Here is a 23,559-nt window from a genome sequence, read left to right on the forward strand (position 1 = left end):
TTTGAGCCTCATAAGCTCCATCCCCCGCCAAGTGCTTTGTATAACTCAACCATTGAACTTAATTGTCTCTCAGATAATTGTGCCAGGCTTAATTGTGCATTAAACAAATTGGTTTCTACATCTAAAACTTCCAAGTAAGAAACGTAGCCGCTGTCATATCTTTCGCGGGAAAGATTAAAGTTTATAAGAGCAGCCTGAACTTGTCTGTTTCTGGCTTTCCATTCTTCTTTATACGTTCTGATGTTTTGTATGGATTGTTCTACTTCAGACACAGCGCCAATATAGGTTTTTTGATATATAAATTTGAATTGTTCCGCTTGTTGTCTGTTGATTTCAACTCTCCTTTTGTTTTTTCCAAAGGCAAAAATTGGGCCTGCAATTCCAGCAGATGCATTTTGCGAATAAGAACTTCCCAGAAATAAATTGCTTAAATCAGCACTTGCAAATCCGGCAATTGCAGCCAGATTTAAAGACGGAAAACGCATTGCCTGAGCTACACCAATTCTTTCATTTGCTGCTTTGTATCTTAATTCTGCAGCTTTCACATCAGGTCTGTTTTCTAACAAGGCTGATGGAAGCGAAAGTGGAATTTCACTGACAATTCGCAGTTCTGTATTGCTTTTCCCTCGGGGAATTTCAGTAGGAAGCTGACCAGTAAGCAATGCAATTGTATTTTCCTGATACGTTATTTGTCTTTGAATGTTTGGAATTGCAGCTTCGGCAATTGCAACCTGCTGCTCAATTTGTACCTTATCTACTTCTGAGATATAACCATTTTTAAATCTTTGATTTATAATATCATAGTATTTCTCTCTGGTAGAAAGTGTTGACTTTGTAATTTCCAGCTGTTCATCCAGATTTCGCATTTGAAAGTAGGCGACGGCGATATTGGTTACAATTTCAGAAAGCACCACTTTACGGGCTTCTTCAGTAGCCAGGAGTTCGTTTTGAACAGCATTGTTTTCATGACGATATTTTCCCCAAAAATCAAGTTCCCATGACATACTTGCTCCAACATTTGAGGGTGTAAAGTTTTTCTCGTTGCTGTTTATAGTTGCTCCATATTGAAAAGTAGGGAACAAATCGGCTTTCGCATAACCTAATTCAGCACGAAGCTGATCGATTCTGGAAACTGCGATTTTTAGATCATAATTGTTTTCCAGTCCTTTTTTTATCAGGTCTTTTAAAACATCATCATTAAACAGATCAAACCATTTTAAATTGGTTACGTTCGCCAGACTGTCTAAGTTTCTTTCATTTTTATAAGAATCTGATTTTTGCTGTTCAGGTTTGCTATATTTTGGCCCCACCATACAGCCCAAAGGGAATAGGATGAGAATAAATATAACAAAGATTATTTTATGTCTCTTAATCATGGTCAGAAGTATTTGATTCCACATTATGTCCTTCAGTCAGAGTTGTATCATCTTTCTTTTTTCCGATGTTTTCAATCATTACAAATAGACCTGGTACAATTAATACACCTAATACTGTGGCGATTAACATACCGCTGAATACCGCCATTCCCATTACGATACGTGCCTGAGAACCGGCACCTGTTGCGGTAAGTAATGGTACAACTCCAAGAATAAAAGCAAAAGCAGTCATCAAAATTGGTCGAAAACGAAGCTTAGCTGCAGTCATAGCTGATTCGTAAAGCGGTTTTCCTTTTTCATATTCTTCTTTGGCGAACTCCACAATAAGAATGGCGTTTTTGGCTACTAATCCAATTAAGAGAACCAAACCAATTTGCGCAAATACATTGTTTACGTAAGCGTCACTTCCAATTCTTGCGAGGAATAATCCTAAGAAGGCTCCAAAAACCGCAAAAGGTGCTCCGAGTAATACGCTAAAAGGTAGTTTCCAGCTTTCGTATTGTGCAGCAAGAATTAAAAACACAAATACCAACGCCATCAAAAATACAGTTCCTCCACCGGGAGAATGTTTCTCCTGATACGAAAGGTTGATGTAATCGTAGCTCATATCGGCGGGTAAAGTTTCCTTGGCTACTTCTTCCAAAGCATCCAGAGCTTGTGCGCTACTGAAGCCGTCATTAGGGCTTCCTCCAATTTCTGCTGATCGGAATAAATTAAGACGATTGGTAAAATCAGGACCTGCGACTTTGGTAGCGGTTACCAGAGTTGATATCGGCAACATGTCTCCATTATCATTTCTGACATAAATCTTATTTAAATTTTCAGGTTTTAATCGGTCAACGGCTTCACCTTGGAGATATACTTTGTACTGACGACCAAAACGGTTGAAATCATTCACATAAGTTCCTCCTAAAAAGGCACCTAATACTTCGGTAACCCTAGAAACCGGAACGCCAAGTTTCATAGCTTTTTCATTGTCAATGTCCAGCTTTATCTGAGGTGTTCCTGCATTAAATGTGGTATAAATCCTTTTTATTTCCGGGCGTTTTTGAGCTGCGGCAATAAAGGCTTGAGTTTGTTGCGCAAGATACTGTGGTGTATTCCCGCCCCTGTCCTGTAACATCAAACTAAAACCTGCAGATGCTCCTAAACCTTGAATGGCTGGTGGACCAAAAGCAAAAGCAGTTGCCGTGGTAATTTGTGTGGATAGTTTTTTATTTAATCGATCAACCAGTTGTTTTGCCGTTTCAGCTCTTTCTTCCCAAGGTTTTAGCGAGATAAAAACAAACGCATTATTAGGTTGGTAAGAATTGGTAAGCATACTAAATCCATTAATCGTAGTATAAGAAAGTATTGATTCTTCTTCTTTTAAAAACCCATCTACTTTTCTTGAAATTTCATCGGTACGCTGAAGTGATGAAGCAGGAGGCAAGGCAATGTTGACCAACGCATAACCCTGATCTTCTTCAGGAATAAATCCTAGTGGGATTTTTTTGCCCAATAATACAACAGCAAGTAAAATTATAACCAATAAGGAGACAATGCGCAATGATTTTTTGGCAAAAAAAGTAGCTCCCTTTATATATCCGCCAGTAACTTTTTCGAAAATTCTGTTGAATCCAGTAAAAAATTTAGCTAGCCAGCCTGTTTGCTGATCCACTGGTTTTGTGGGTTTTAATAACATGGCACAGAGTGCGGGACTTAAGGACAACGCACTAAAAGCCGAGAAGGCGACCGAGACTGCGATCGTTATGGCAAATTGTTGGTAAAAACGACCTGTAATTCCTGGCGTCATCGCAACCGGTACAAATACCGCAATCAAAATCAGTGCAATTGCAATTACAGGTCCTGAAACTTCCCGCATCGCTTGTATGGTTGCGTCTTTTGGAGATTTACCATGTTCGATATGATGCATTACGGCTTCAACAACAACGATGGCATCATCAACCACAATTCCAATTGCAAGTACTAATCCTAATAATGATAAAGTGTTTATTGAAAAACCTAACAATGGGAAAACAGCTATTGTACCAATTAAAGATACCGGAACTGTGATTAATGGAATCAAGGTTGCACGCCAGTTTTGTAGAAATATAAACACCACCAGAATAACCAGAATAACGGCCTCAAAGAGTGTGTGAACAATATCTTCAACACCAGCAGTAATCGCAAGTGTTGTATCTAGTGATTCCTGATAAACTACGTCTTTCGGAAACTTTTCAGACATTTTTTTCATCGCCTCTTTGGCAAGAGTTGCTACTTCTAAAGCATTACTTCCCGGCATTTGGAATACGGTAATTGCTGCTGTTGCATTTCCGTTTCTTCGGGCGCTTGAACTATAGTTTTCTGTTCCTAATTCAATTCTGGAAATGTCGCTTAGTAATACCTGTGCACCATCTGATTTACTTTTGACTACAATTTGACCAAACTGTTTTTCAGTAACCAAACGATCCTGTAGTGTAACTCCATAGGTAAAATCTGTTCCTGGCGGCGTTGGTTCTGCGCCAAATTTTCCACCGGGACTAATCATGTTTTGTGCATTCAGGGCATTTTTTACATCATCGACGGTTACGCCAAGTTTGCTCATAACATCGGCCTTGAGCCAAACTCTCATCGAATAATCACTTCCTCCAAAAAGTGAAACTTCACCAACACCTTTGATACGTGCCAATTGATCTACTATGTTGATATTCGCATAGTTATTCAGAAATTTTGAATCGTATTTTGGATTTGTTGAGGTAAGTGTAAACAACATCATTGGGAATGAGAGTGATTTTTTTACCACGACTCCCTGTTGTTTTACACTTGGCGGCATAAATGGAGCCGATTGTGCCTGACGGTTTTGAGTCAGCATATTGGCATTATCCAAATTGGTTCCTACATCAAAAGTTACTTCAATGGTACAAGCTCCGTCAGATGTGTTGGTTGATTTTATATAAAGCATTTGCTCAACTCCATTTACCTTTTGCTCAATTGGTGTTGCAACAGCCTGCTCAACATTTAAGGCATTTGCCCCTGTAAAAGAAGTTGTGATTTTCACTACAGGCGGATTGATATCTGGATATTGTGATATTGGCGTTTTTTGTAATGCAAGTAATCCTAGTATCACAATAATGATACTGATTACCATGGCTACGATTGGTCTTCTAACAAAAAATTCTCCCATAATGATGTTTGTAAATTATTAAGTTAGCACAGAATTATTTAACTACTTGTGATTGTCCCGGAGTCCATTCTTTAATTTGAGGAGTGATAACACTACCGCTTTTTAGTAATGAGGTTCCTCCAAGAGCAATTTTGTCATTAGCAGTTAATCCATCAGTAACAATGTAGGAGTCTTTGAATGCCGGACCAATTTGCACCGCTTTCATTTCGACTTTATTGTCATTGCCCAATACATACACTTGAGAAATTCCCTGCATTTCAATTACAGAACGTTGTGGTATAATCAAGGCATCTTTGCGGACATCAGTAGTGACAAGGATTTTTACATATTGACCAGGGCGAATCAATCTATCTGGATTCGAGAATCCTGCCTCAAAAGTTACAGCACCGGTTGTTGGATCAATTTGTCTGTCGGCAAAACTGATTTTTCCTTTTTGTGGATAAAGAGAGCCATCTGATAATAGAATAGTAATGGATTGACCCGCTCCTTTTAAGTTAGAATTTTTCTTAGCTAATTCTCTGAAAATTCGAAGATATTCCTGCTCGCTCATAGTAAAACGAACTCTGACATCACCTAAATCAGAAACTGTATTTAGTACTGATGCTGCGCCGGGACGAACATAATCGCCAACTCTTACTTTTGATATTCCTATCAATCCGGATATAGGCGCAACAATATTGCAATAACTTAACTCTATTCTTGAATTCTTTACATTGGCCGATGCTGCTTTAATAGAAGCCTGAGAAGCATTATAAGAAGATCTTGCCGCTATCAATTCTCTTTGACTGACGGCGTTCATCTTAGCTAATGGTTCCATCATTTCGTAATCTGATTTGGTTTTAGCTAATCTTGCCTGCATTTCGGCTAACTTTCCTTCTGCCTCGCTTACTTTATTTTGAAATGGTAAGGGATCAATAGTGTATAATAATTGTCCTTTGGTTACCAAACTACCTTCTTTGAAGTTAAGGCTTTCAATAACACCATCAACTCTCGGATTAATCTGAATATCGGATTGTCCAAAGGTTTCGCCTGTAAATTCTGATTCAAGATTTACATCTTGCTGTAGCACTTTTACAATTTGAATTTCGAGTGCTTTTGGTTGAGGTGGTGCTTCTTTTTTACAGGAAATATAACACGAAGACAGAACTATAACAAAAAATAATATTTTAACCTTTTTTAACGTAGTCATACAATTATTATTAAAGTTAGTCTCACAAATTTAATAAATTAAATTATTCATTAACAGTTAATTATGAAAAACAAGTGCGGATTTTATAAAAATATTTGAGAAATATTTCAGTATATTAACGCGAGAGAGTATTTTTTGCAACATGCTGTTTGTTAGTTACTTATCTTTTTGCTTAATTTTAAGGTTTTTCCCGTTTTCGTTATTAAAAGGTTATCTTGTTAAAAGACAATAAAATCCTAATATTTCTTAATTTACCTTTTAAAAATCGCAAAAGTTCCTTAGTTTTGCGCCCGAATTCATTAACTATGAATTCATAAATATTTATTCTCAACTTAAATTAGTTTATAGCATGCAACTGTACAACACTTTAAGCGCAGAAGAAAGAGCCATCATGATCGATGATGCAGGTAAACAACGTCTTACGTTGTCTTTCTATGCGTACGCCAAAATTCAAGATCCCAAAAAATTTCGCGATGATTTATTTTTAGCCTGGAATAAGCTCGATGCTTTAGGCCGAATTTATGTTGCTACCGAAGGAATAAATGCTCAAATGAGTATTCCGGAAGAAAATTTGGAGGCTTTTAGAGCAACCCTTGAAGTTTATGATTTCATGAAAGGCATACGATTGAACGAAGCTGTAGAACATGATGACCATTCCTTTTTAAAATTGACCATTAAAGTTCGTGATAAGATCGTTGCTGACGGTTTGAATGACGATACTTTTGATGTAACCAATATAGGTGTTCACCTGAAAGCCAAAGAATTCAATGAAATACTTGACGATCCAAACACAATTGTAGTCGATTTCAGAAATCACTACGAAAGTGAAGTGGGGCATTTCAAAGGGGCCATTACTCCGGATGTTGAAACGTTTAGGGAGAGTTTACCAATAATCAACGAACAGCTTCAAAATCACAAGGAAGACAAAAAACTGGTAATGTATTGCACTGGTGGGATTCGTTGTGAAAAAGCAAGTGCTTATTTTAAACATCAGGGTTTTAAAAATGTTTATCAATTAGAAGGCGGAATCATTAATTACGCCAAACAAATTGAAGCTGAAGGTTTAGAAAGTAAATTCATTGGTAAAAACTTTGTATTCGATAATCGTCTGGGTGAAAGAATTACAGATGATATTATTTCGCAATGTCATCAATGTGGAAAACCTTGTGATAATCACACCAATTGCGAAAATGACGGATGCCATTTGTTGTTTATTCAATGTGATGAATGTAAAGCCGCAATGGAAAACTGCTGTTCTACAGAATGTCTTGAAATTATCCACATGCCTTTGGTAGATCAGGTTCGTTTGAGAACAGGAAAACAAGTTGGTAATAAAGTTTTTAGAAAAGGAAAATCAGACAGTTTAAAATTCAAACATTCTGGAGAGTTAACTGATACTGCTTTGGCTGCGGCCGACAAACCAGCAGATATTCGTCAAAAAATAAAAGTTAAAAAAATACTACTTGGAAAAGCTGAACATTATTATGTAAAAGCACAAGTTGGACTTTTTACTATAGAAAACCACGAACTAAATAGTGGCGATAAAATCTTAATTTCCGGACCCACTACTGGTCATCAGGAATTAATTTTAGATAAAATGATTGTTAACGAGGTACAGGCATCAACAGCAACAATTGGGGATAAAGTTACTTTTGAAGTACCTTTTAGAATTAGATTATCAGATAAAATTTATAAGATTTTAGAATAATTATAAAAATCAAGTGTTTTTTAAACATATTTAGTGCGAAACTTTAGCACGTTCAAATACCACATAAAGTTAATTTTTAGAGAAAACAATAGGCTTTAAAATTAATTTATGATGACAATAAATAACAAAATTGAACTCATGGCTCCCGCAGGGAGCTTTGAGTCACTTCAGGCTGCAATCGATAATGGCGCAGATTCTATCTATTTTGGAGTAGAACAACTTAATATGCGTGCGCGTTCAACGGTTAATTTTACCATTGATGATTTAAAAGAAATTACAAATCGCTGTGAAGCTAAGAATGTTAGAAGTTATTTAACACTGAACACGATAATTTACGATCATGATTTATCTGTCGTTAAAACACTTTTGAACAAAGCCAAAGAAGCTGGTATCACTGCTGTAATTGCTTCTGATCAGGCCGTTATTGCCATGGCTAGAAATATCTCGATGGAAGTTCATATTTCGACGCAGTTGAATGTAACAAATATCGAAACCATTAAATTCTATAGCTTATTTGCTGATACTATGGTTTTAAGTCGGGAATTAAGCTTGCGCCAGGTAAAGAAAATCACAGGTCAAATTGAAAAAGAACAAATTAAAGGACCAAACGGAAATTTAGTTGAAATCGAAATTTTTGGTCACGGAGCTTTGTGTATGGCCGTTTCCGGAAAATGTTATTTGAGTCTGCATTCGCATAATTCATCTGCGAATCGTGGTGCGTGCAAACAAAATTGCCGAAAAAAATATACCGTTATCGATCAGGAAACGGGTTTTGAAATCGAATTAGATAACGAATACATGATGTCGCCAAAAGATTTATGTACACTGGATTTCTTAGATCAGGTTATAGATTCCGGAATTCAGGTGCTAAAAGTTGAAGGTAGAGGTCGTGCACCGGAATATGTAGCAACAGTAACCAAAACATATCGTGAGGCAATTGATGCTTATTACGATCAAACTTTCTCTAAAGAAAAAGTCAAAGTCTGGATGGAGGCCTTGAGTACTGTTTACAACCGTGGTTTTTGGTCAGGCTATTATCTGGGTCAGGAATTAGGTGAATGGAGTGCTATTCCGGGATCTGCTGCAACTCAAAAGAAAGTTTATGTTGGAAAAGGGACACATTATTTTCCAAAAGCGAAAGTGGGGCAATTCAAAATTGAAGCTTACGACATTAAAATAGGAGATAAAATTTTGGTAACTGGCCCAAGTACAGGCGCTCAGGAAATGATTATTGATGAAATGTTTGTGGATGATATTGCTGTTGAAAAAGCGACAAAAGGTGACGATTGTACTTTTAAATTGCCTTTCAGAATCAGGATGTCTGATAAATTATATAAAATTGTAGAGGCGTAATGGTGATTATAACATTACAAAGAGACAAATGCATCGGCTGTAATTATTGCGTTGAAATGGATCCGATACATTTTCAAATGTCAAAAAAAGATGGGAAATCGGTTTTGCTTCATTCGCAGAATGCAAAAGGTTTTTTTACTTTAAAATCTCCAAATCATACGATTGTCGAAAGTTGTGAATTGGCGGCAAAGGCATGTCCGGTTAAGATTATTACGGTTAAGGAAACGTAGTTATTTGTTCTAATAATTCAGTATCTAAAACGTCTCAAAAACAGTTCAGGAAAAGAAGCTTTTTAATACACAATAGTTATATTTGTTTAAATACTTTCATCATGAGATTTCATACTTTGGTGATTACTTATTGAAGAGGGCAGATAAAATAGAAATAGAGTATTTATGGAGAATGATTTAAAGAAGTTTATACTTTATACTGCACCAAGCGGAGAAATACGTGTTGATGTTTTGCTTCAAAATGAATCAGTGTGGTTAACTCAAAAAACAATTGCAGAATTATTTGGTGTCCAAGTGCCTGCAATAAGTAAGCATTTCAAAAACATTTTTGAGGAAGGAGAATTAGTTGAATCCTCAGTTGTTTCCAAAATGGAAACAACTGCTTCAGATGACAAAAATTATATTACAAGTTATTATAACCTCGATGCCATAATTTCTGTTGGATACAGAGTAAACTCTACTAAAGCTACGCAATTCAGGATCTGGGCAACCCAAACCTTAAAAGAATATATTATAAAAGGTTTTGTTTTAGATGATAATCGTTTAAAACAAGGTCAGGCAATTTTTGGTAAAGATTATTTCAAAGAATTATTGCAAAGAGTTCGATCTATTCGGACGAGTGAAAGGAGAATTTACCAACAAGTAACTGATATTTTTGCCGAATGCAGTATTGATTATGATAACAATTCGGAAATAACTAAAAATTTCTACGCAATCGTTCAAAACAAATTTCACTTTGCTATTACAGGAAAAACAGCTGCTGAGATAATATTTGAAACAGCGGATGTCAAAAAAGAAAATATGGGATTGACCACGTGGAAGAATAGTCCAAACGGACGGGTTTTAAAATCGGATGTCGTCGTTGCCAAAAATTATTTGGAAGAAAAAGAAATTAAACAATTAGAGCGTACTATAACCGGATATTTTGATTATATAGAAGGATTGATAGAACGTGAGAACACTTTTACAATGGAAGAACTGGCAACAAGCGTTAATAAATTTTTATCTTTTAATGATTATAAAGTGATGGATGGAAAAGGGAAAATGACGAAAATACAAGCAGATAAAAAAGCAATTGCCGCATACGAAGTCTTCAATAAAACACAAAAAATAATTTCTGATTTTGATAAAGAAATAAAAAGACTAAAATAATAGATTAAAAAAATGTTTTAAAAATCCTATTTTGCAGAATGTGAAATAGGATTTTTTATTTAACAAGCATTTAGTTTTAATGCATAAAAAGCAAACTAAAAAAAATACTATCTTTACCGATTAAACGTTTATGAACTTAAGTTGCTTCTTGCAACACTACATATATAATTATGGCATGTACAAGTTGTTCAACCTCAGATGGTGGCGCACCAAAGGGTTGTAAAAATAATGGGACTTGCGGCACCGATAGCTGCAATAAATTAACGGTTTTTGATTGGCTCGCGAACATGAGTCCGTCTAATGGAGAGGCTATTTTTGATTGTGTTGAGGTTCGTTTTAAAAACGGCCGCAAGGAATTTTTTAGAAATTCAGAAAAATTAACTTTAAGTATTGGTGATATTGTAGCAACTGTTGCATCACCAGGACATGATATTGGAATTGTTACTTTGACAGGCGAATTGGTAAAAATTCAAATGAAGAAAAAAGGTGTAAACCATGAAAGCAACGAAATTCCAAAAATCTACAGGAAAGCATCTCAAAAAGACATCGATATTTGGTCTGTTGCGCGTGATCGCGAAGAGCCAATGAAGGTTCGTGCGCGCGAATTAGCGATTCAGCACAAATTAGAAATGAAAATTTCTGATATTGAATTTCAGGGAGATGGGTCAAAAGCGACGTTTTATTACACGGCAAATGACAGAGTCGATTTTAGACTTTTGATTAAAGATTTTGCAAAGGAATTCAGCACAAGAGTTGAAATGAAGCAAGTTGGTTTCCGTCAGGAAGCGGCTCGTTTAGGTGGAATTGGTTCTTGCGGACGTGAGCTTTGTTGTTCGACCTGGTTAACTGATTTTAGGAGTGTCAATACTTCTGCAGCGCGTTACCAACAACTTTCTCTAAATCCTCAAAAATTAGCCGGACAATGCGGTAAATTGAAGTGTTGCTTAAATTATGAGCTTGATACTTACATGGATGCGTTGAAAGATTTTCCGGATTACGATACTAAATTAGTAACCGAAAAAGGAGATGCAATCTGTCAAAAACAAGATATTTTTAAAGGTTTAATGTGGTTTGCTTACACGAATAATTTTGCAAACTGGCATGTTTTGAAAATTGATCAGGTAAAAGAAATTATTGCCGAAAACAAACAGAAAAATAAAGTGTCTTCATTAGAAGATTTTGCAATCGAAATTGTTTTAGAGCCTGAAAAAGACTTTAACAACGCAATGGGTCAGGAGAGTTTAACCCGTTTTGATCAGCCGAAGAAAAAGAAAAAACCAAATCGCAAACGCAAACCAAATGCGGAAGGCGCGGTTGCAGTTGCTCCAACACCAAATAAACCTCAACAAGGAAATAATAACAATAGTAATAAACCGGCTGGCGGAAATCCGAATAAATCGAATAAACCGCACAACAAACAAAATCAATCGAATAAGCCAAATAATTCGAATGAGAACAAGTCGGCTGAACCTAGAAAACCTATAATTATTACTAAAAATGAGAATAAAAAATAGCGGAATTCTTCTTTTGGCAACAATACTTCTTTTTTCGTGTGATAAAAAAAGAGTATTCGATGAGTACAAATCTGTTGGAAGTGCCTGGCATAAAGACAGTATTATAACTTTTGATTTGCCCGTTTTAGACTCTACCAAAAAATACAATTTATTTGTAAATTTGAGAGACAATAACGATTATCCGTTCAATAATTTGTTTTTAATTGTAGCTCTTGAAATGCCAAATGGTTTTACAAAAGTGGATACATTAGAATACCAAATGGCAAATCCGGACGGAACTTTATTAGGAAACGGTTTTACAGATATAAAAGAAAGTAAACTGTTTTATAAAGAAGACGTTAAGTTTAGAGGAAAATATAAAGTATACATCAAACAAGCCGTTAGGCAATCTGGAAAAATCCCAGGTGTTCAGGAATTAGATGGTATTACAGACGTAGGTTTTAGAATAGAACAAAAAGATTAGAAAATAGTTATTTATGGCCACCAAAAAAAACAATCAACCTAATAGTAATAAGGATATTAACTATTATAAAAAGAAATTCTGGAGAGTTTTTGCTTATACTCTATTGGGTATTTTAGCTTTCTTTTTATTTGCCTCTTGGGGATTATTCGGTTCCATGCCTTCATTTGAAGATTTAGAGAATCCTGATTCTAACTTAGCTACTGAAATTATTTCTTCTGATGGAGTAGTTTTGGGTAAGTACTTTAAAACCAATAGATCACAGCTTAAATATTCAGATTTACCAAAAAGTTTGGTTGAAGCATTAGTTGCTACTGAAGATGCTCGTTTTTACGAACATTCAGGAATTGATGGGCGAGGAACTTTAAGAGCTGTTTTTACGTTAGGAACTAACGGTGGCGCGAGTACATTAACACAACAATTAGCAAAACAATTATTCCATGGAGAAGGATCTAAATTCCTTCCTTTCAGAATTGTACAAAAAATAAAAGAATGGATTATTGCCATTCGTCTGGAAAGACAATATACCAAGAATGAAATCCTGGCAATGTATTGCAACGTTTATGATTTCGGAAATTATTCGGTTGGAGTAAGTTCTGCAGCACAAACGTATTTTTCTAAAGATCCAAAAGATTTAACGATGGATGAATCGGCGATTTTAGTCGGGATGTTCAAAAATTCAGGATTATACAATCCGGTTCGTAATCCGCAAGGCGTAAAAAATCGTCGTAATGTAGTTCTTGGACAAATGGAAAAAGCTAAAATGATAACTACTGCTGAGAAGCTAAGATTACAGGCTTTACCAATTACTTTGAAATTCAAATTAGAAAGTCACCGTGAAGGAACTGCAACTTATTTCAGGGAATATCTTCGTGATTATATGAAAAAATGGGTAGCGGAGAACAAAAAACCAGATGGTTCTGATTACGATATCTATAAAGATGGTCTGAAAATTTATACGACAATCGATTCAAGAATGCAGTCTTATGCAGAAGAAGCGGTTTCAGAACACATGAAAAATCTGCAACAGCAATTTTTTATTGAAATGAAAACCAATAAAAATGCGCCGTTCGTAAATATTACACAAGCAGAAACTGAAAGAATCATGATGCAGGCGATGAAAAACTCTACGCGTTGGGCAATCATGAAAGATATGGATAAAAGTGAAGATGATATCATTGCTTCATTCAAAGTAAAAACACAAATGCGCATCTTTACTTGGAAAGGGGAACGTGATACTATTATGACTCCACTGGATTCTATTCGTTATTACAAACACTTTTTGCAATCTGGTTTAATGGCAATGGAGCCTCAAACCGGAAATATCAAAGCTTGGGTTGGCGGTATCAATTACAAATATTTCCAATACGATCACGTAGGACAAGGAGCAAGACAAGTAGGTTCTACTTTCAAGCCATTCGTTTATGCAACAGCGATCGAACAATTAAATATGTCTCCTTGTGATTCTATTTTAGATGGACCATTTATGATTCACAAAGGTCGTCATCACGTAACAGAAGATTGGGAGCCAAGAAACTCAGATAACAGATACCGCGGAATGGTAACCTTAAAACAAGGTTTGGCGAACTCTATTAATACAGTTTCGGCTAAATTGATTGACAGAACTGGTCCTGAAGCCGTTGTTGAATTGACACAAAAATTAGGAGTTAAAACTGAAATTCCAGTACAGCCTTCAATCGCATTAGGTGCTGTTGATATTACGGTTGAAGATATGGTTGCTGCTTACAGCACATTTGCAAATCAGGGAGTTTATGTAAAACCTCAATTTTTAAGCCGAATTGAGAATAAAAGCGGTGAGGTTATTTATGAGCCAATTCCCGAATCTCATGATGTTTTAAATAAAGATATTGCCTTTGCAGTAATCAAATTATTAGAAGGAGTTACTGAAACCGGTTCTGGAGCGCGTTTGCGTACAGAAGGTGGAGGAAGCGGAGATAACCGTTGGACAGGATATCCATATATGTTCAGGAACCCAATTGCAGGTAAAACCGGAACAACGCAAAACCAGTCAGATGGTTGGTTTATGGGAATGGTTCCGAATTTAGTAACCGGAGTTTGGGTTGGATGTGAAGACCGTTCCGCACGTTTTAAAAGTTTAACTTACGGTCAGGGAGCTACAGCGGCATTGCCGGTTTGGGCTTATTTTATGAAGCTTTGTTATAAGGATGAAAACCTTCAGATTTCTAAATCAGAATTTGAGCGTCCGGCAAATCTTTCTATAAAAGTAGATTGTTACAGCAGACCAGCAGTAGTAAAAGACACTACTCAAACAGAACAAAATACAGACGAATTCGAATTGTAATTTCAATTCTCTTTAAATAAAAAATATCCTTTTGTGGCTTCTGAAATTCGGAAGGATACAAAAGGATATTTTTTTGAAATGTGTTTGTTTTATTTTTTACGAAATCGTTATAATTTAATCTAAAAATCTTATTTTTATCAAAAATATACCGCAATAAAGACAGTTTGTTATGATTACAAAAAAAGTAAATAACGTTCAGGAGGCCATTGAAGGAATCGAAAGCAGCATGACCATAATGTTTGGAGGTTTCGGATTATGTGGAATTCCTGAAAATACGATTGCAGCCTTAGTAAACACCATGATTTCAGACTTAACATGTATTTCAAATAATGCAGGAGTTGATGATTTTGGTTTAGGATTGCTTTTGCAGAAGAAACAAATTAAAAAAATGATTTCATCTTATGTGGGTGAAAATGCCGAGTTCGAACGCCAAATGCTTTCAGGAGAATTAGAAGTGGAACTGACCCCACAAGGAACTTTGGCAGAACGTTGTCGTGCAGCACAAGCCGGAATTCCAGCTTTCTTTACACCTGCTGGTTACGGAACCGAAGTTGCCGAAGGAAAAGAAGTCCGCGAATTCAACGGAAAAATGCATATCATGGAACAAGCCTTCAAAGCGGACTTCGCAATTGTAAAAGCGTGGAAAGGAGATGAAGCTGGAAATCTTATCTTCAAGGGAACCGCCAGAAACTTCAATGCTTGTATGGCGGGTGCTGCAAAAATCACCATTGCTGAGGTTGAAGAATTGGTTCCGGTTGGAACGTTAGATCCAAATCAAATTCATATTCCGGGAATTATGGTACAGCGTATTTTTCAGGGAGAAAAGTTTGAAAAGAGAATTGAACAACGTACTGTCAGACAAAGGAATTAGATAATTGAGATAATTAGTCAATTAGATAATTACCCAGATTGCGTAAAGACAAGCATTATCTAATTATCAAATTTTCTAATTGGCACATTAATAAATTGATACATCATAAAATGACGAAATTTTCTGTAATTCTTTTTTCATTTTTGTCTTTTCAGGCTTATTCGCAAACTACAAATAAACTGCGACAACAATTAAATCAGATTATTGCAATTAAAAATGCAACGGTTGGTATTTCTATTAAAAGTATTGAAGATAAAGATACTTTGAGTATTAATGGAAATCTGAAAACACCATTGATGAGTGTATTTAAATTCCATATCGCTTTAACCGTTTTAAATCAAGTTGACGGAGGAAAACTTTCTTTAGATCAAAAAATATTTATTAAAAAGAAAGATTTGCATGAAGATACGTGGAGCCCGATGAGGGAGGATTATCCAGAAGGTAATATGTATTTAACGTTGGAAAAATTGTTGCGATACACTGTTTCGCACAGTGACAATAACGGATGTGATTTGTTGATCAATTTAGTTGGAGGTACGAAAGTCATTCAGAAATTTATAAATAAACAAGGAATTAAGGATTTCGTGATTAAGGTAAATGAACAGCAAATGCAGTCTTGGGAAAATCTTTATGTGAATACAACAACACCATTGGCAACAACGGAATTGCTGGAAAAATTCTATAAAGGAGAAGTTCTAAAAGAAAATACAACGAAGTACTTATACCAAATAATGGTAGAAACTTCAAGAGGAATTACCTGGATGAAAGCCGGACTTCCAGAAGGAACTGAATTAGCGCACAGAACCGGAATATCTGGAACAAATGATAATAATTTGAGAGTAGCCATGAATGATGTTGGAATTGTAAAGCTTCCAAACGGAAAACATTTTATCCTTTCGGTTTATTTAAAAGACATTACTGAAAGCAAAGAGGATACAGAGAAAACAATAGCAGATATTGCAAAAATAACCTGGGATTATTTTACGAAGAAAAAATTAGATAATTAGAAAATGTGATAATTAGATAATTACATAGATTGTGCAAAGTGAGACCTTATCTAATTATCTAATTTCCAAATTGACACATTAAGAGATATGTTAACAAAAGAAGATATTGCAAAACGTATTGCAAAAGAAGTAAAAGATCGCTATTTCGTTAATCTTGGCATTGGAATTCCGACTTTGGTGGCGAATTATGTGCGTGAAGATATCGCAGTTGAATTTCAAAGCGAAAACGGTGTTCTCGGTATGGGGCCTTTTCCATTTGCCGGAGAAGAAGACGCTGATATTATCAATGCAGGAAAACAAACCATTACAACGCTTCCGGGGGCAAGTTTCTTTGATTCTGCTTTTAGTTTCGGAATGATCCGTAGTCAAAAAGTTGATTTAACAATTTTAGGTGCGATGGAAGTTTCTGAGAACGGAGATATAGCCAATTGGAAAATTCCGGGAAAAATGGTAAAAGGAATGGGAGGAGCAATGGATTTGGTGGCTTCCGCCGAAAATATCATCGTTGCCATGATGCACGTTAATAAGGCGGGAGAATCTAAAATTCTTAAAAAATGTACATTGCCATTAACGGGAGTAGGTTGCGTTAAAAAGGTTGTAACTGAATTAGCAGTTCTCGAAGTAACAGAAAAGGGTTTTAAGCTCTTAGAAAGAGCGCCAGGAGTTTCTGTCGAGCATATCATTGCATCAACTGAAGCTGATTTGATAATTGAAGGAGAAATTCCTGAAATGAATATTTAGTTCCTCTTTTTAAATTATATAAAAAGTATAAGGCTAGCTTTTAAAGGCTAGCCTTTTTTTGTTTCAATAAATATAAAGTTAGAGCATTACTTGTTTTTCAATTAAAATTGAATTTGTAAGTGGTTTTATGTTTAAAATGATGTAAACCAATGGTATAATTAATTTTGACACTTATTTAATGTAGGATTCTTACAATTTGTTAAATAAAAGTGAATTTCAAACAAAAAATGTTGCATTTTATCGATTAAAGGTAAAAATCATCGATTATATAACAAATTTAAAATACTTTTAACCAAAAATAAAGTATTTACTTACTTTAAATATTTTATTTGTAATCCATTTAACCAAACTTTAACCAAATTTATTATGGAAAAAAAATTACCCAGAATTTTAGCATTAACAACTGTTTTTCTTGCGTTTTCGATGACTGTATCTGCACAGAATACAGACAAAAGAGTTAGTAAAAAAGATCTATCTGAAAATGGCTTGCCAAGTTTAATTACTTTTAGTGACAAATCAACCTATAAGGGTTCTGAATCGCAAAAGGTCTTTAAGGAGCAATTAGGCTTAAAAGACAGTCAGTCTTTTTCAAAGATTCGAGTAGAATCTGATAAAGAAGGTTTTACGCATGAAAAATTTCAATTGTATGAACAAGGAATTAAAGTAGAGTTCGCTAATTATACATTACATTCAAAAGACGGAAAATTAGTTTCGATGAACGGAGAATTTTATGCTTTTGAAAATGTAAATACAACTCCAAAATTATCAAACCAGGCAGCTTTTGATAAAGCTATTGCCTACACCGGCGCAAAACAGTATTTATGGGAGAAACCTGAAGATGCCGCTGCAATGGATTACGAAAAACCTAAAGGCGAGTTGGTTTTATTGCCGTCTATGGAGGATCAGGGACAATTAAGAAAAAGTGATAAAGTACGATTGGCATATAAATTTGATATTTATGCAACGAATCCATTAAGTCGTGGTGATCTTTATATCGATGCTGAAACCGGGAAAGCATTATTTTATAATGCAACAATTAAACATCTTGGCGAATACAGCCACGGAGGATCAAATGTTTTGCGAGCCAGAGAACAAAAAAATAAAGCTTCAGAAGTTACAGTTGTTGCGGCTAACGCCGCAACTCGTTATAGTGGTAATCAAACAATTCAAACAAGTTTAAGCGGTTCATCTTATATTTTATCAGATGTTACGCGTGGAAATGGAGTCCAAACTTACAATTCTGCAAGAACGGCAACATATCCAACAACAAATTTTACCGATGCAGATAATAACTGGACAGCTGCTGAATATAATAATACGAATAAAGACAATGGTGCACTTGATGCACATTGGGGAGCTGAAATGACTTATGATTATTGGTCAGCAGTCCATGGTAGAAATAGTTATGACAATGCCGGGGCAAAAATCAAAAGTTATGTGCACTATAATTTAGTTGCGGCAGGATATCCAAATAATAACAATGCATTCTGGAACGGAAGTGTTATGACGTACGGAGATGGAACCGGAACCGGAGGTTTTGATATTTTAACAGCAATGGATGTTGCGGGACATGAAATAGGTCATGCGGTATGTACCTATACAGCAAATTTAGCTTACCAAAAAGAGTCAGGAGCAATGAATGAAGCTTTCTCGGATATTTGGGGAGCTTGTATCGAATATCGTGCGGCACCTACAAAGTCGACTTGGTTAGTGGGTGAAGATATTGAAAGAAGATCTGGACATTTAGCTTTACGTTCCATGAGTGATCCAAATTCTGAAGGTCAACCAGACACTTATGGAGGGACCTATTGGGTTAATGTAAGTTGCACGCCAACAAGTAATAATGATTACTGCGGTGTTCATACAAATTCTGGCGTATTAAACCATTGGTTTTATATACTGTCAGTTGGAAAATCTGGAACAAACGACATCGGAAGTGTGTATAATGTGACTGGAATTACAATTGATAAAGCAGCAAAAATTGCTTACCGTCTCGAAAGTGTTTATTTAACTGCAAATTCTACTTACGCAAATGCGAGAACTTCTGGCATACAGTCTGCTATTGATTTATATGGTGCTGGTTCTGCTGAAGTTATTGCTACAACAAATGCATTTTATGCTGTAGGTGTTGGAGCAGCCTATTCAGGATCTACAGATACTGTTGTACCTACAGCTCCAACAGCACTTGCTGCTTCTGGCACAACAGGTACAACCACCAATTTAACATGGACAGCTTCTACGGATAATGTAGCAGTAACGGGATACGACATTTACCAAGGAACAACTTTAAAAGGCTCGTCTGTAACGACAACTTATACCGTTACAGGACTAACTGCTTCAACAGCGTATACTTTTACGGTAAAAGCTAAGGATGCTGCAGGAAATGTTTCAGCAGCGAGCAATGCTGTAAACGTTACAACTACCGCAACTACTGTAACATATTGCACATCTAAAGGAAATAGTACGGCAGATGAAAGAATTGGTAAAGTAGTTTTTGGTACTATCAATAATACTTCTACAGGCACAGCGGGTTATGAAAATTATACGGCTATTGCTACAAATGCAACAAGAGGAACGGCCTATACAATTACAATTACGCCAACCTGGACTTCTTCAGTTTACAGCGAGGGATATGCTGTTTTTATAGATTACAACCAAGATGGTGATTTTGCAGATTCTGGAGAAACAGCCTGGACAAAAGCTGCATCAACAACAACTCCGGTAACGGGTTCCATTACAATTCCATCAACTGCAACACTTGGAACAACTAGAGTAAGAGTTTCTATGAAGTACAACGGAATTCCAACATCTTGTGAATCTTTTTCTTATGGACAAGTAGAAGATTATTCTATAAACATAACAGCTTCTGGTGCGGTTGCTGCGGAGGAAATTGCGGCAGGATTAGTTGAAACTATTGAAACTTCAAGTTTTGCATTATATCCTAATCCGGTTGAAAATGAATTAAATGTTTCTTTTTCAAACAGCAACGGATATTCTTATAAAATTTCAAATACAATAGGCCAACAAGTTATTTCAGGAGAAATTTCTGGAAATGCTATAGATGTAAGCAAATTGACTACAGGATTTTATATCATCGAATTAAATAATGGTGGAAAAAGGATTGTTAGGAAATTCGTTAAGAGATAAAAAACTTAATTTTAGTAAAAATGAAAAGCCTCGCATTTGCGAGGCTTTTTTATGAAAATCTATAAAATTTATTGCAAATTAAAAGAAGCTCCTAAACTAAAAGTTGCCTGATTATTTAAATGATCAAACACATCATTATTGTCGCTGTATTTAGCTATTGGAAATCCAATTTCTGTAAAAACACCAAATCCTTCAGTGAAAAAATAACGACCACCAACATGACCACCAAAATTATGTAAGCCAATGCTTAAACCAGGATAAATGTCTAATTGTTCTACACCAATTACACTGCTTAAATTGGCATTAATTCTTGCTTTTGCATCGAAACGATCTTGGAACTCTGGCTTTTCATCAGTGTAAGGAGTTGGATTATTGTGATAGAAACCAGTAAAGTTGTCGACTCCTAAAAGGTAAGTTGAAACAAATCCAAAAGAGAAATTTTCTCCTAAACCGAAATCAACTGAACCCTGAATTCCTGAACCACCGTCCTGAAGATTGGCACCAACATTAACTTTAATGTCTCCTTTTCCTTTAAAAGCTTGCTGTGCTTGCGTTAATCCGAATGATACTAAAAATAAAAATGTAAAAACTTTTTTCATAAACTTAAATATTAATTATTTTGGGAATGCAAATTTAGTTTTTTACACATCAATTCCTACCTTTTTCATTAGAATACAATTCATTTAACGGATCACTTTGCCAAAATTCTTTTGTGTCTACATTCATAATGGTCAATGGGCCTTTGAAAGCAGCTCCTGTATCAACATTCCAGACACACGCCTTGTTAACCGGAATTGTTTGTCCGATTCGGGTAACAGGTGTATGGCCAATAAAAATTTCCTTGTAAATAGTAAAGCGCTTAGGATAGTACAGATCGTCTGGTTTGAGGTTTGGATCTAAGGAAAGTGCCGTTTCCCAAAGTGTTCTGTCCCAATAAAATAACTTTGGAAAGTATTCCCATATCACACCATTCAAATTGGTAAAACCGGCATGAACAAATAATCGATTTTGATCGTCATGATAGTAATCTTGCAGAGATTCTAAGAAAACAATATGTTCTTTTTTTCTTTCTTCTGAAAGTTTAGCGTAACCTTCAACAGTAGCTTTACCGCCATGTTTATACCACATTTCTTCATCAAATTCTTCATGTCTGTTCTCAAGCCAATCCAATGCAAGCTGATCGTGATTTCCTCTGATGCAAATGCAGTTTTGTTTGCTTTTCAGGTCAATTAAATATTCAATTACTTCTGCTGACTGACTCCACCCATCAACATAATCACCTAAAAATATTAGAGTATCTTCTGTAGTAACTTCGGCTTTTTTAATCACTTGCTCAAGTGCGAGTAATCCTCCGTGTATGTCGCCTATAACAAATGTTCGCATTTTATTTTATTTCGAGTAGCATACAAAAATAAAAAAAATGATTTGTTTGTAATGATTTAGTTGATAATCTTTACAAATCCAAAATGGTTTCATTTCAAACCTCTTTTAATAAAAATATAAATAACGAACATAACCCCAAAAACCTAAATTAACCATGAAACAAAACCTTATTATTCTGTTTTTATTACTAACATTTGCTGGCTATTCACAACAACTTACTTACGGAAGCGGTGGAACTGTTTATAATACTGATAATAAAAAACTTCGATCAGATGAAGTTCGGGCATTACTGGCAAACAATTCTGAAGCATTGGCTCTTTATAATTCGGGAAGAAATAAAAAAACGTGGGGAAATGTTCTTTTTTATGGAGGATTGGGACTCGTTGCAACAAATCTAGTTGTTGGAATGACAAGTGATGACACTCCAACAACAACATATCCCGGAAACGGATATTATCCATCGATACAGTCAGAAAGAACTAATATGACCGCAGCGATTATAGGTGGTGCGTTATTAATCGCCTCAATTCCCATTAAAATTGGGTATCCTAAAAAAATCAAATCGGCACTTGAGAAATATAATGGAAGTTTAACAGATACTTATAAACCAGCGCCAAAAACTATATTATTGGCCAGTGCAAATCAAATTGGTTTTAGAGTTGAATTTTAAATATTTAGATTAAAGATAAAAGAAGCTATAGTTGTAAAACTGTAGCTTTTTTTATGATTTTTTTCAGCTCATTTTCATGCTTTCCTGTTTAAATTTGTAGCATGTCTGAAACACCTACATATCGTAAAATTATCCATATTGATATGGATGCTTTTTATGCTTCTGTAGAGCAAATGGACAATCCTGCCTTGCGCGGAAAACCTGTTGCTGTAGGTGGTTCAGAGAATAGAGGAGTGGTTTCGGCAGCGAGTTATGAAGCCCGAAAATTTGGTGTGCGAAGTGCTATAAGTGGAGTTTTGGCCAAAAAATATTGCCCTGAAATCATTTTTGTCAGGCCGAGATTTGATCGGTACAAAGAAATTTCAAGTAAAATTCATAAAATCTTTCACGAATATACAGATCTGGTGGAGCCGCTTTCGCTCGATGAAGCCTATCTTGATGTAACGCAGAATAAAAAGGGAAATCCGAGTGCTAGTTTGTTGGCGCAGGAAATTCGGTTAAGAATTCTGAATGAAGTTGGATTGACAGCTTCGGCAGGAATTTCGGTTAATAAATTCGTAGCTAAAATAGCGAGCGATATCAACAAACCAAACGGACAAAAAACAGTAAATCCGGACGAGGTTTTGTCTTTCCTGGAAGAATTACCGATTCGGAAGTTTTATGGTGTTGGAAAAGTTACTACAGAGAAAATGTATCAGTTGGGAATTTTTACCGGTGCCGATTTAAAAACAAAATCAGAAGAATTTCTGGAAAAACATTTTGGAAAATCAGGTGCTTTTTATTATAAAGTAGTTCGCGGAATCCATAATAGCGAGGTAAAATCATATCGTGTAACAAAATCCGTAGCGGCAGAACATACTTTTGATGTGAATTTATCTTCGGAAATATTTATGTTAGAACAGTTGGAGAGAATTGCGATTTCATTAGAAAAGCGATTAAAAAAACACAATATTTCAGGAAAAACAGTAACACTTAAAATTAAATACAGTGATTTTACACAACAAACAAGAAGTAAAACACTTGCTTATTTTATTTCAGATAAGAGCTTAATTCTTGAAACTGTTGAAGAACTATTGTATCAGGAAAAAATGAAAGATTCTGTTCGGTTGCTCGGAATATCTTTAAGCAATTTGAACACTGAAGAAAAGAAAGCTGTGGTTGTTCAGTTAAAATTTGCTTTTTAATGATTCATTGTTGCTAAAATCTTAAAATCTGCCTTTTATGATGAATTTTCTTTCTACCTTTACTCAAAGACCATTTTCAAATCAA

18 protein-coding genes are annotated in these 23,559 nt (G+C 35.5%); 13 read left to right on the forward strand and 5 right to left on the reverse strand.

The genetic code is table 11. The features are described from left to right. Positions 1-8: 8 nt before the first annotated feature. The 3 genes from IHE43_RS03010 to IHE43_RS03020 are packed head-to-tail and all read right to left on the reverse strand — an operon-like array spanning position 9 to position 5,731. On the reverse strand, positions 9-1,376 hold the full coding sequence (locus IHE43_RS03010; protein ID WP_192186613.1) for an efflux transporter outer membrane subunit: 1,368 nt from the start codon (positions 1,374-1,376) through the stop codon (positions 9-11). Then, the gene (locus IHE43_RS03015; protein WP_192186614.1) at positions 1,369-4,542 is read right to left on the reverse strand and encodes an efflux RND transporter permease subunit; all 3,174 of its coding nucleotides are present in this window, start codon (positions 4,540-4,542) and stop codon (positions 1,369-1,371) included. Before IHE43_RS03015 ends, IHE43_RS03010 begins: the two co-directional genes overlap by 8 nt. A 34-nt stretch (positions 4,543-4,576) precedes the next feature. Then, positions 4,577-5,731 carry an efflux RND transporter periplasmic adaptor subunit gene (locus tag IHE43_RS03020; protein ID WP_192186615.1) on the reverse strand — a complete coding sequence of 385 codons (1,155 nt, stop codon included), beginning with the start codon at positions 5,729-5,731 and terminating at the stop codon, positions 4,577-4,579. Between the two features lie 349 nt (positions 5,732-6,080). Here IHE43_RS03020 and IHE43_RS03025 point away from each other — a divergent pair, with 349 nt between their 5' ends. The 11 genes from IHE43_RS03025 (at position 6,081) to IHE43_RS03075 (ending at position 20,237) form a co-directional block, all read left to right on the forward strand. Continuing rightward, positions 6,081-7,439 (forward strand): rhodanese-related sulfurtransferase, encoded by a 1,359-nt coding sequence (locus IHE43_RS03025; protein ID WP_192186616.1) that lies wholly within the window; start codon positions 6,081-6,083, stop codon positions 7,437-7,439. Positions 7,440-7,550: 111 nt separating this feature from the next. Further along, complete coding sequence (locus IHE43_RS03030) at positions 7,551-8,792, forward strand: peptidase U32 family protein (protein WP_192188145.1); 1,242 nt, start codon at positions 7,551-7,553, stop codon at positions 8,790-8,792. After that, positions 8,792-9,022 (forward strand): ferredoxin, encoded by a 231-nt coding sequence (locus IHE43_RS03035; protein ID WP_192186617.1) that lies wholly within the window; start codon positions 8,792-8,794, stop codon positions 9,020-9,022. The genes IHE43_RS03030 and IHE43_RS03035 overlap by 1 nt, the downstream gene beginning before the upstream one ends. A gap of 165 nt (positions 9,023-9,187) precedes the next feature. Further along, positions 9,188-10,174: a virulence RhuM family protein gene (locus tag IHE43_RS03040; protein WP_192186618.1), complete on the forward strand. Its 987-nt coding sequence runs from the start codon at positions 9,188-9,190 to the stop codon at positions 10,172-10,174. A gap of 170 nt (positions 10,175-10,344) precedes the next feature. Continuing rightward, entirely contained in the window at positions 10,345-11,688 is a 1,344-nt protein-coding gene (locus IHE43_RS03045; protein WP_192186619.1) for a regulatory iron-sulfur-containing complex subunit RicT, read from the forward strand. After that, the gene (locus tag IHE43_RS03050; protein WP_192186620.1) at positions 11,672-12,151 is read left to right on the forward strand and encodes a gliding motility lipoprotein GldH; all 480 of its coding nucleotides are present in this window, start codon (positions 11,672-11,674) and stop codon (positions 12,149-12,151) included. The genes IHE43_RS03045 and IHE43_RS03050 overlap by 17 nt, the downstream gene beginning before the upstream one ends. Before the next feature lie 13 nt (positions 12,152-12,164). Continuing rightward, on the forward strand, positions 12,165-14,471 hold the full coding sequence (locus IHE43_RS03055; protein ID WP_192186621.1) for a penicillin-binding protein 1A: 2,307 nt from the start codon (positions 12,165-12,167) through the stop codon (positions 14,469-14,471). Between the two features lie 169 nt (positions 14,472-14,640). Then, on the forward strand, positions 14,641-15,342 hold the full coding sequence (locus IHE43_RS03060) for a CoA transferase subunit A (RefSeq protein ID WP_192186622.1): 702 nt from the start codon (positions 14,641-14,643) through the stop codon (positions 15,340-15,342). 110 nt (positions 15,343-15,452) lie between these two features. Next, a complete protein-coding gene (bla, locus tag IHE43_RS03065) occupies positions 15,453-16,349 on the forward strand; it encodes a class A beta-lactamase, subclass A2 (RefSeq protein WP_192186623.1) in 897 nt (298 codons plus the stop codon). A gap of 87 nt (positions 16,350-16,436) precedes the next feature. Beyond that, positions 16,437-17,090 (forward strand): CoA transferase subunit B, encoded by a 654-nt coding sequence (locus tag IHE43_RS03070; RefSeq protein WP_192186624.1) that lies wholly within the window; start codon positions 16,437-16,439, stop codon positions 17,088-17,090. Between the two features lie 366 nt (positions 17,091-17,456). Then, positions 17,457-20,237: a M4 family metallopeptidase gene (locus tag IHE43_RS03075; RefSeq protein ID WP_192186625.1), complete on the forward strand. Its 2,781-nt coding sequence runs from the start codon at positions 17,457-17,459 to the stop codon at positions 20,235-20,237. Between the two features lie 68 nt (positions 20,238-20,305). Here IHE43_RS03075 and IHE43_RS03080 read toward each other — a convergent pair whose 3' ends face one another. Together IHE43_RS03080 and IHE43_RS03085 are read right to left on the reverse strand one after the other, a co-directional pair. Continuing rightward, the gene (locus tag IHE43_RS03080) at positions 20,306-20,836 is read right to left on the reverse strand and encodes a DUF6646 family protein (RefSeq protein WP_192186626.1); all 531 of its coding nucleotides are present in this window, start codon (positions 20,834-20,836) and stop codon (positions 20,306-20,308) included. Between the two features lie 49 nt (positions 20,837-20,885). Further along, complete coding sequence (locus tag IHE43_RS03085) at positions 20,886-21,620, reverse strand: metallophosphoesterase family protein (RefSeq protein WP_192186627.1); 735 nt, start codon at positions 21,618-21,620, stop codon at positions 20,886-20,888. 154 nt (positions 21,621-21,774) lie between these two features. Between IHE43_RS03085 and IHE43_RS03090 the strand changes: the two genes are divergently transcribed. Next, on the forward strand, positions 21,775-22,290 hold the full coding sequence (locus IHE43_RS03090; protein ID WP_192186628.1) for a hypothetical protein: 516 nt from the start codon (positions 21,775-21,777) through the stop codon (positions 22,288-22,290). Positions 22,291-22,391: 101 nt separating this feature from the next. Next, positions 22,392-23,474 carry a DNA polymerase IV gene (gene dinB, locus IHE43_RS03095; RefSeq protein WP_192186629.1) on the forward strand — a complete coding sequence of 361 codons (1,083 nt, stop codon included), beginning with the start codon at positions 22,392-22,394 and terminating at the stop codon, positions 23,472-23,474. The last annotated feature ends 85 nt before the right edge of the window (positions 23,475-23,559 follow it).

Source organism: Flavobacterium sp. MDT1-60 (genome assembly GCF_014844035.1).
Classification (GTDB): domain Bacteria; phylum Bacteroidota; class Bacteroidia; order Flavobacteriales; family Flavobacteriaceae; genus Flavobacterium.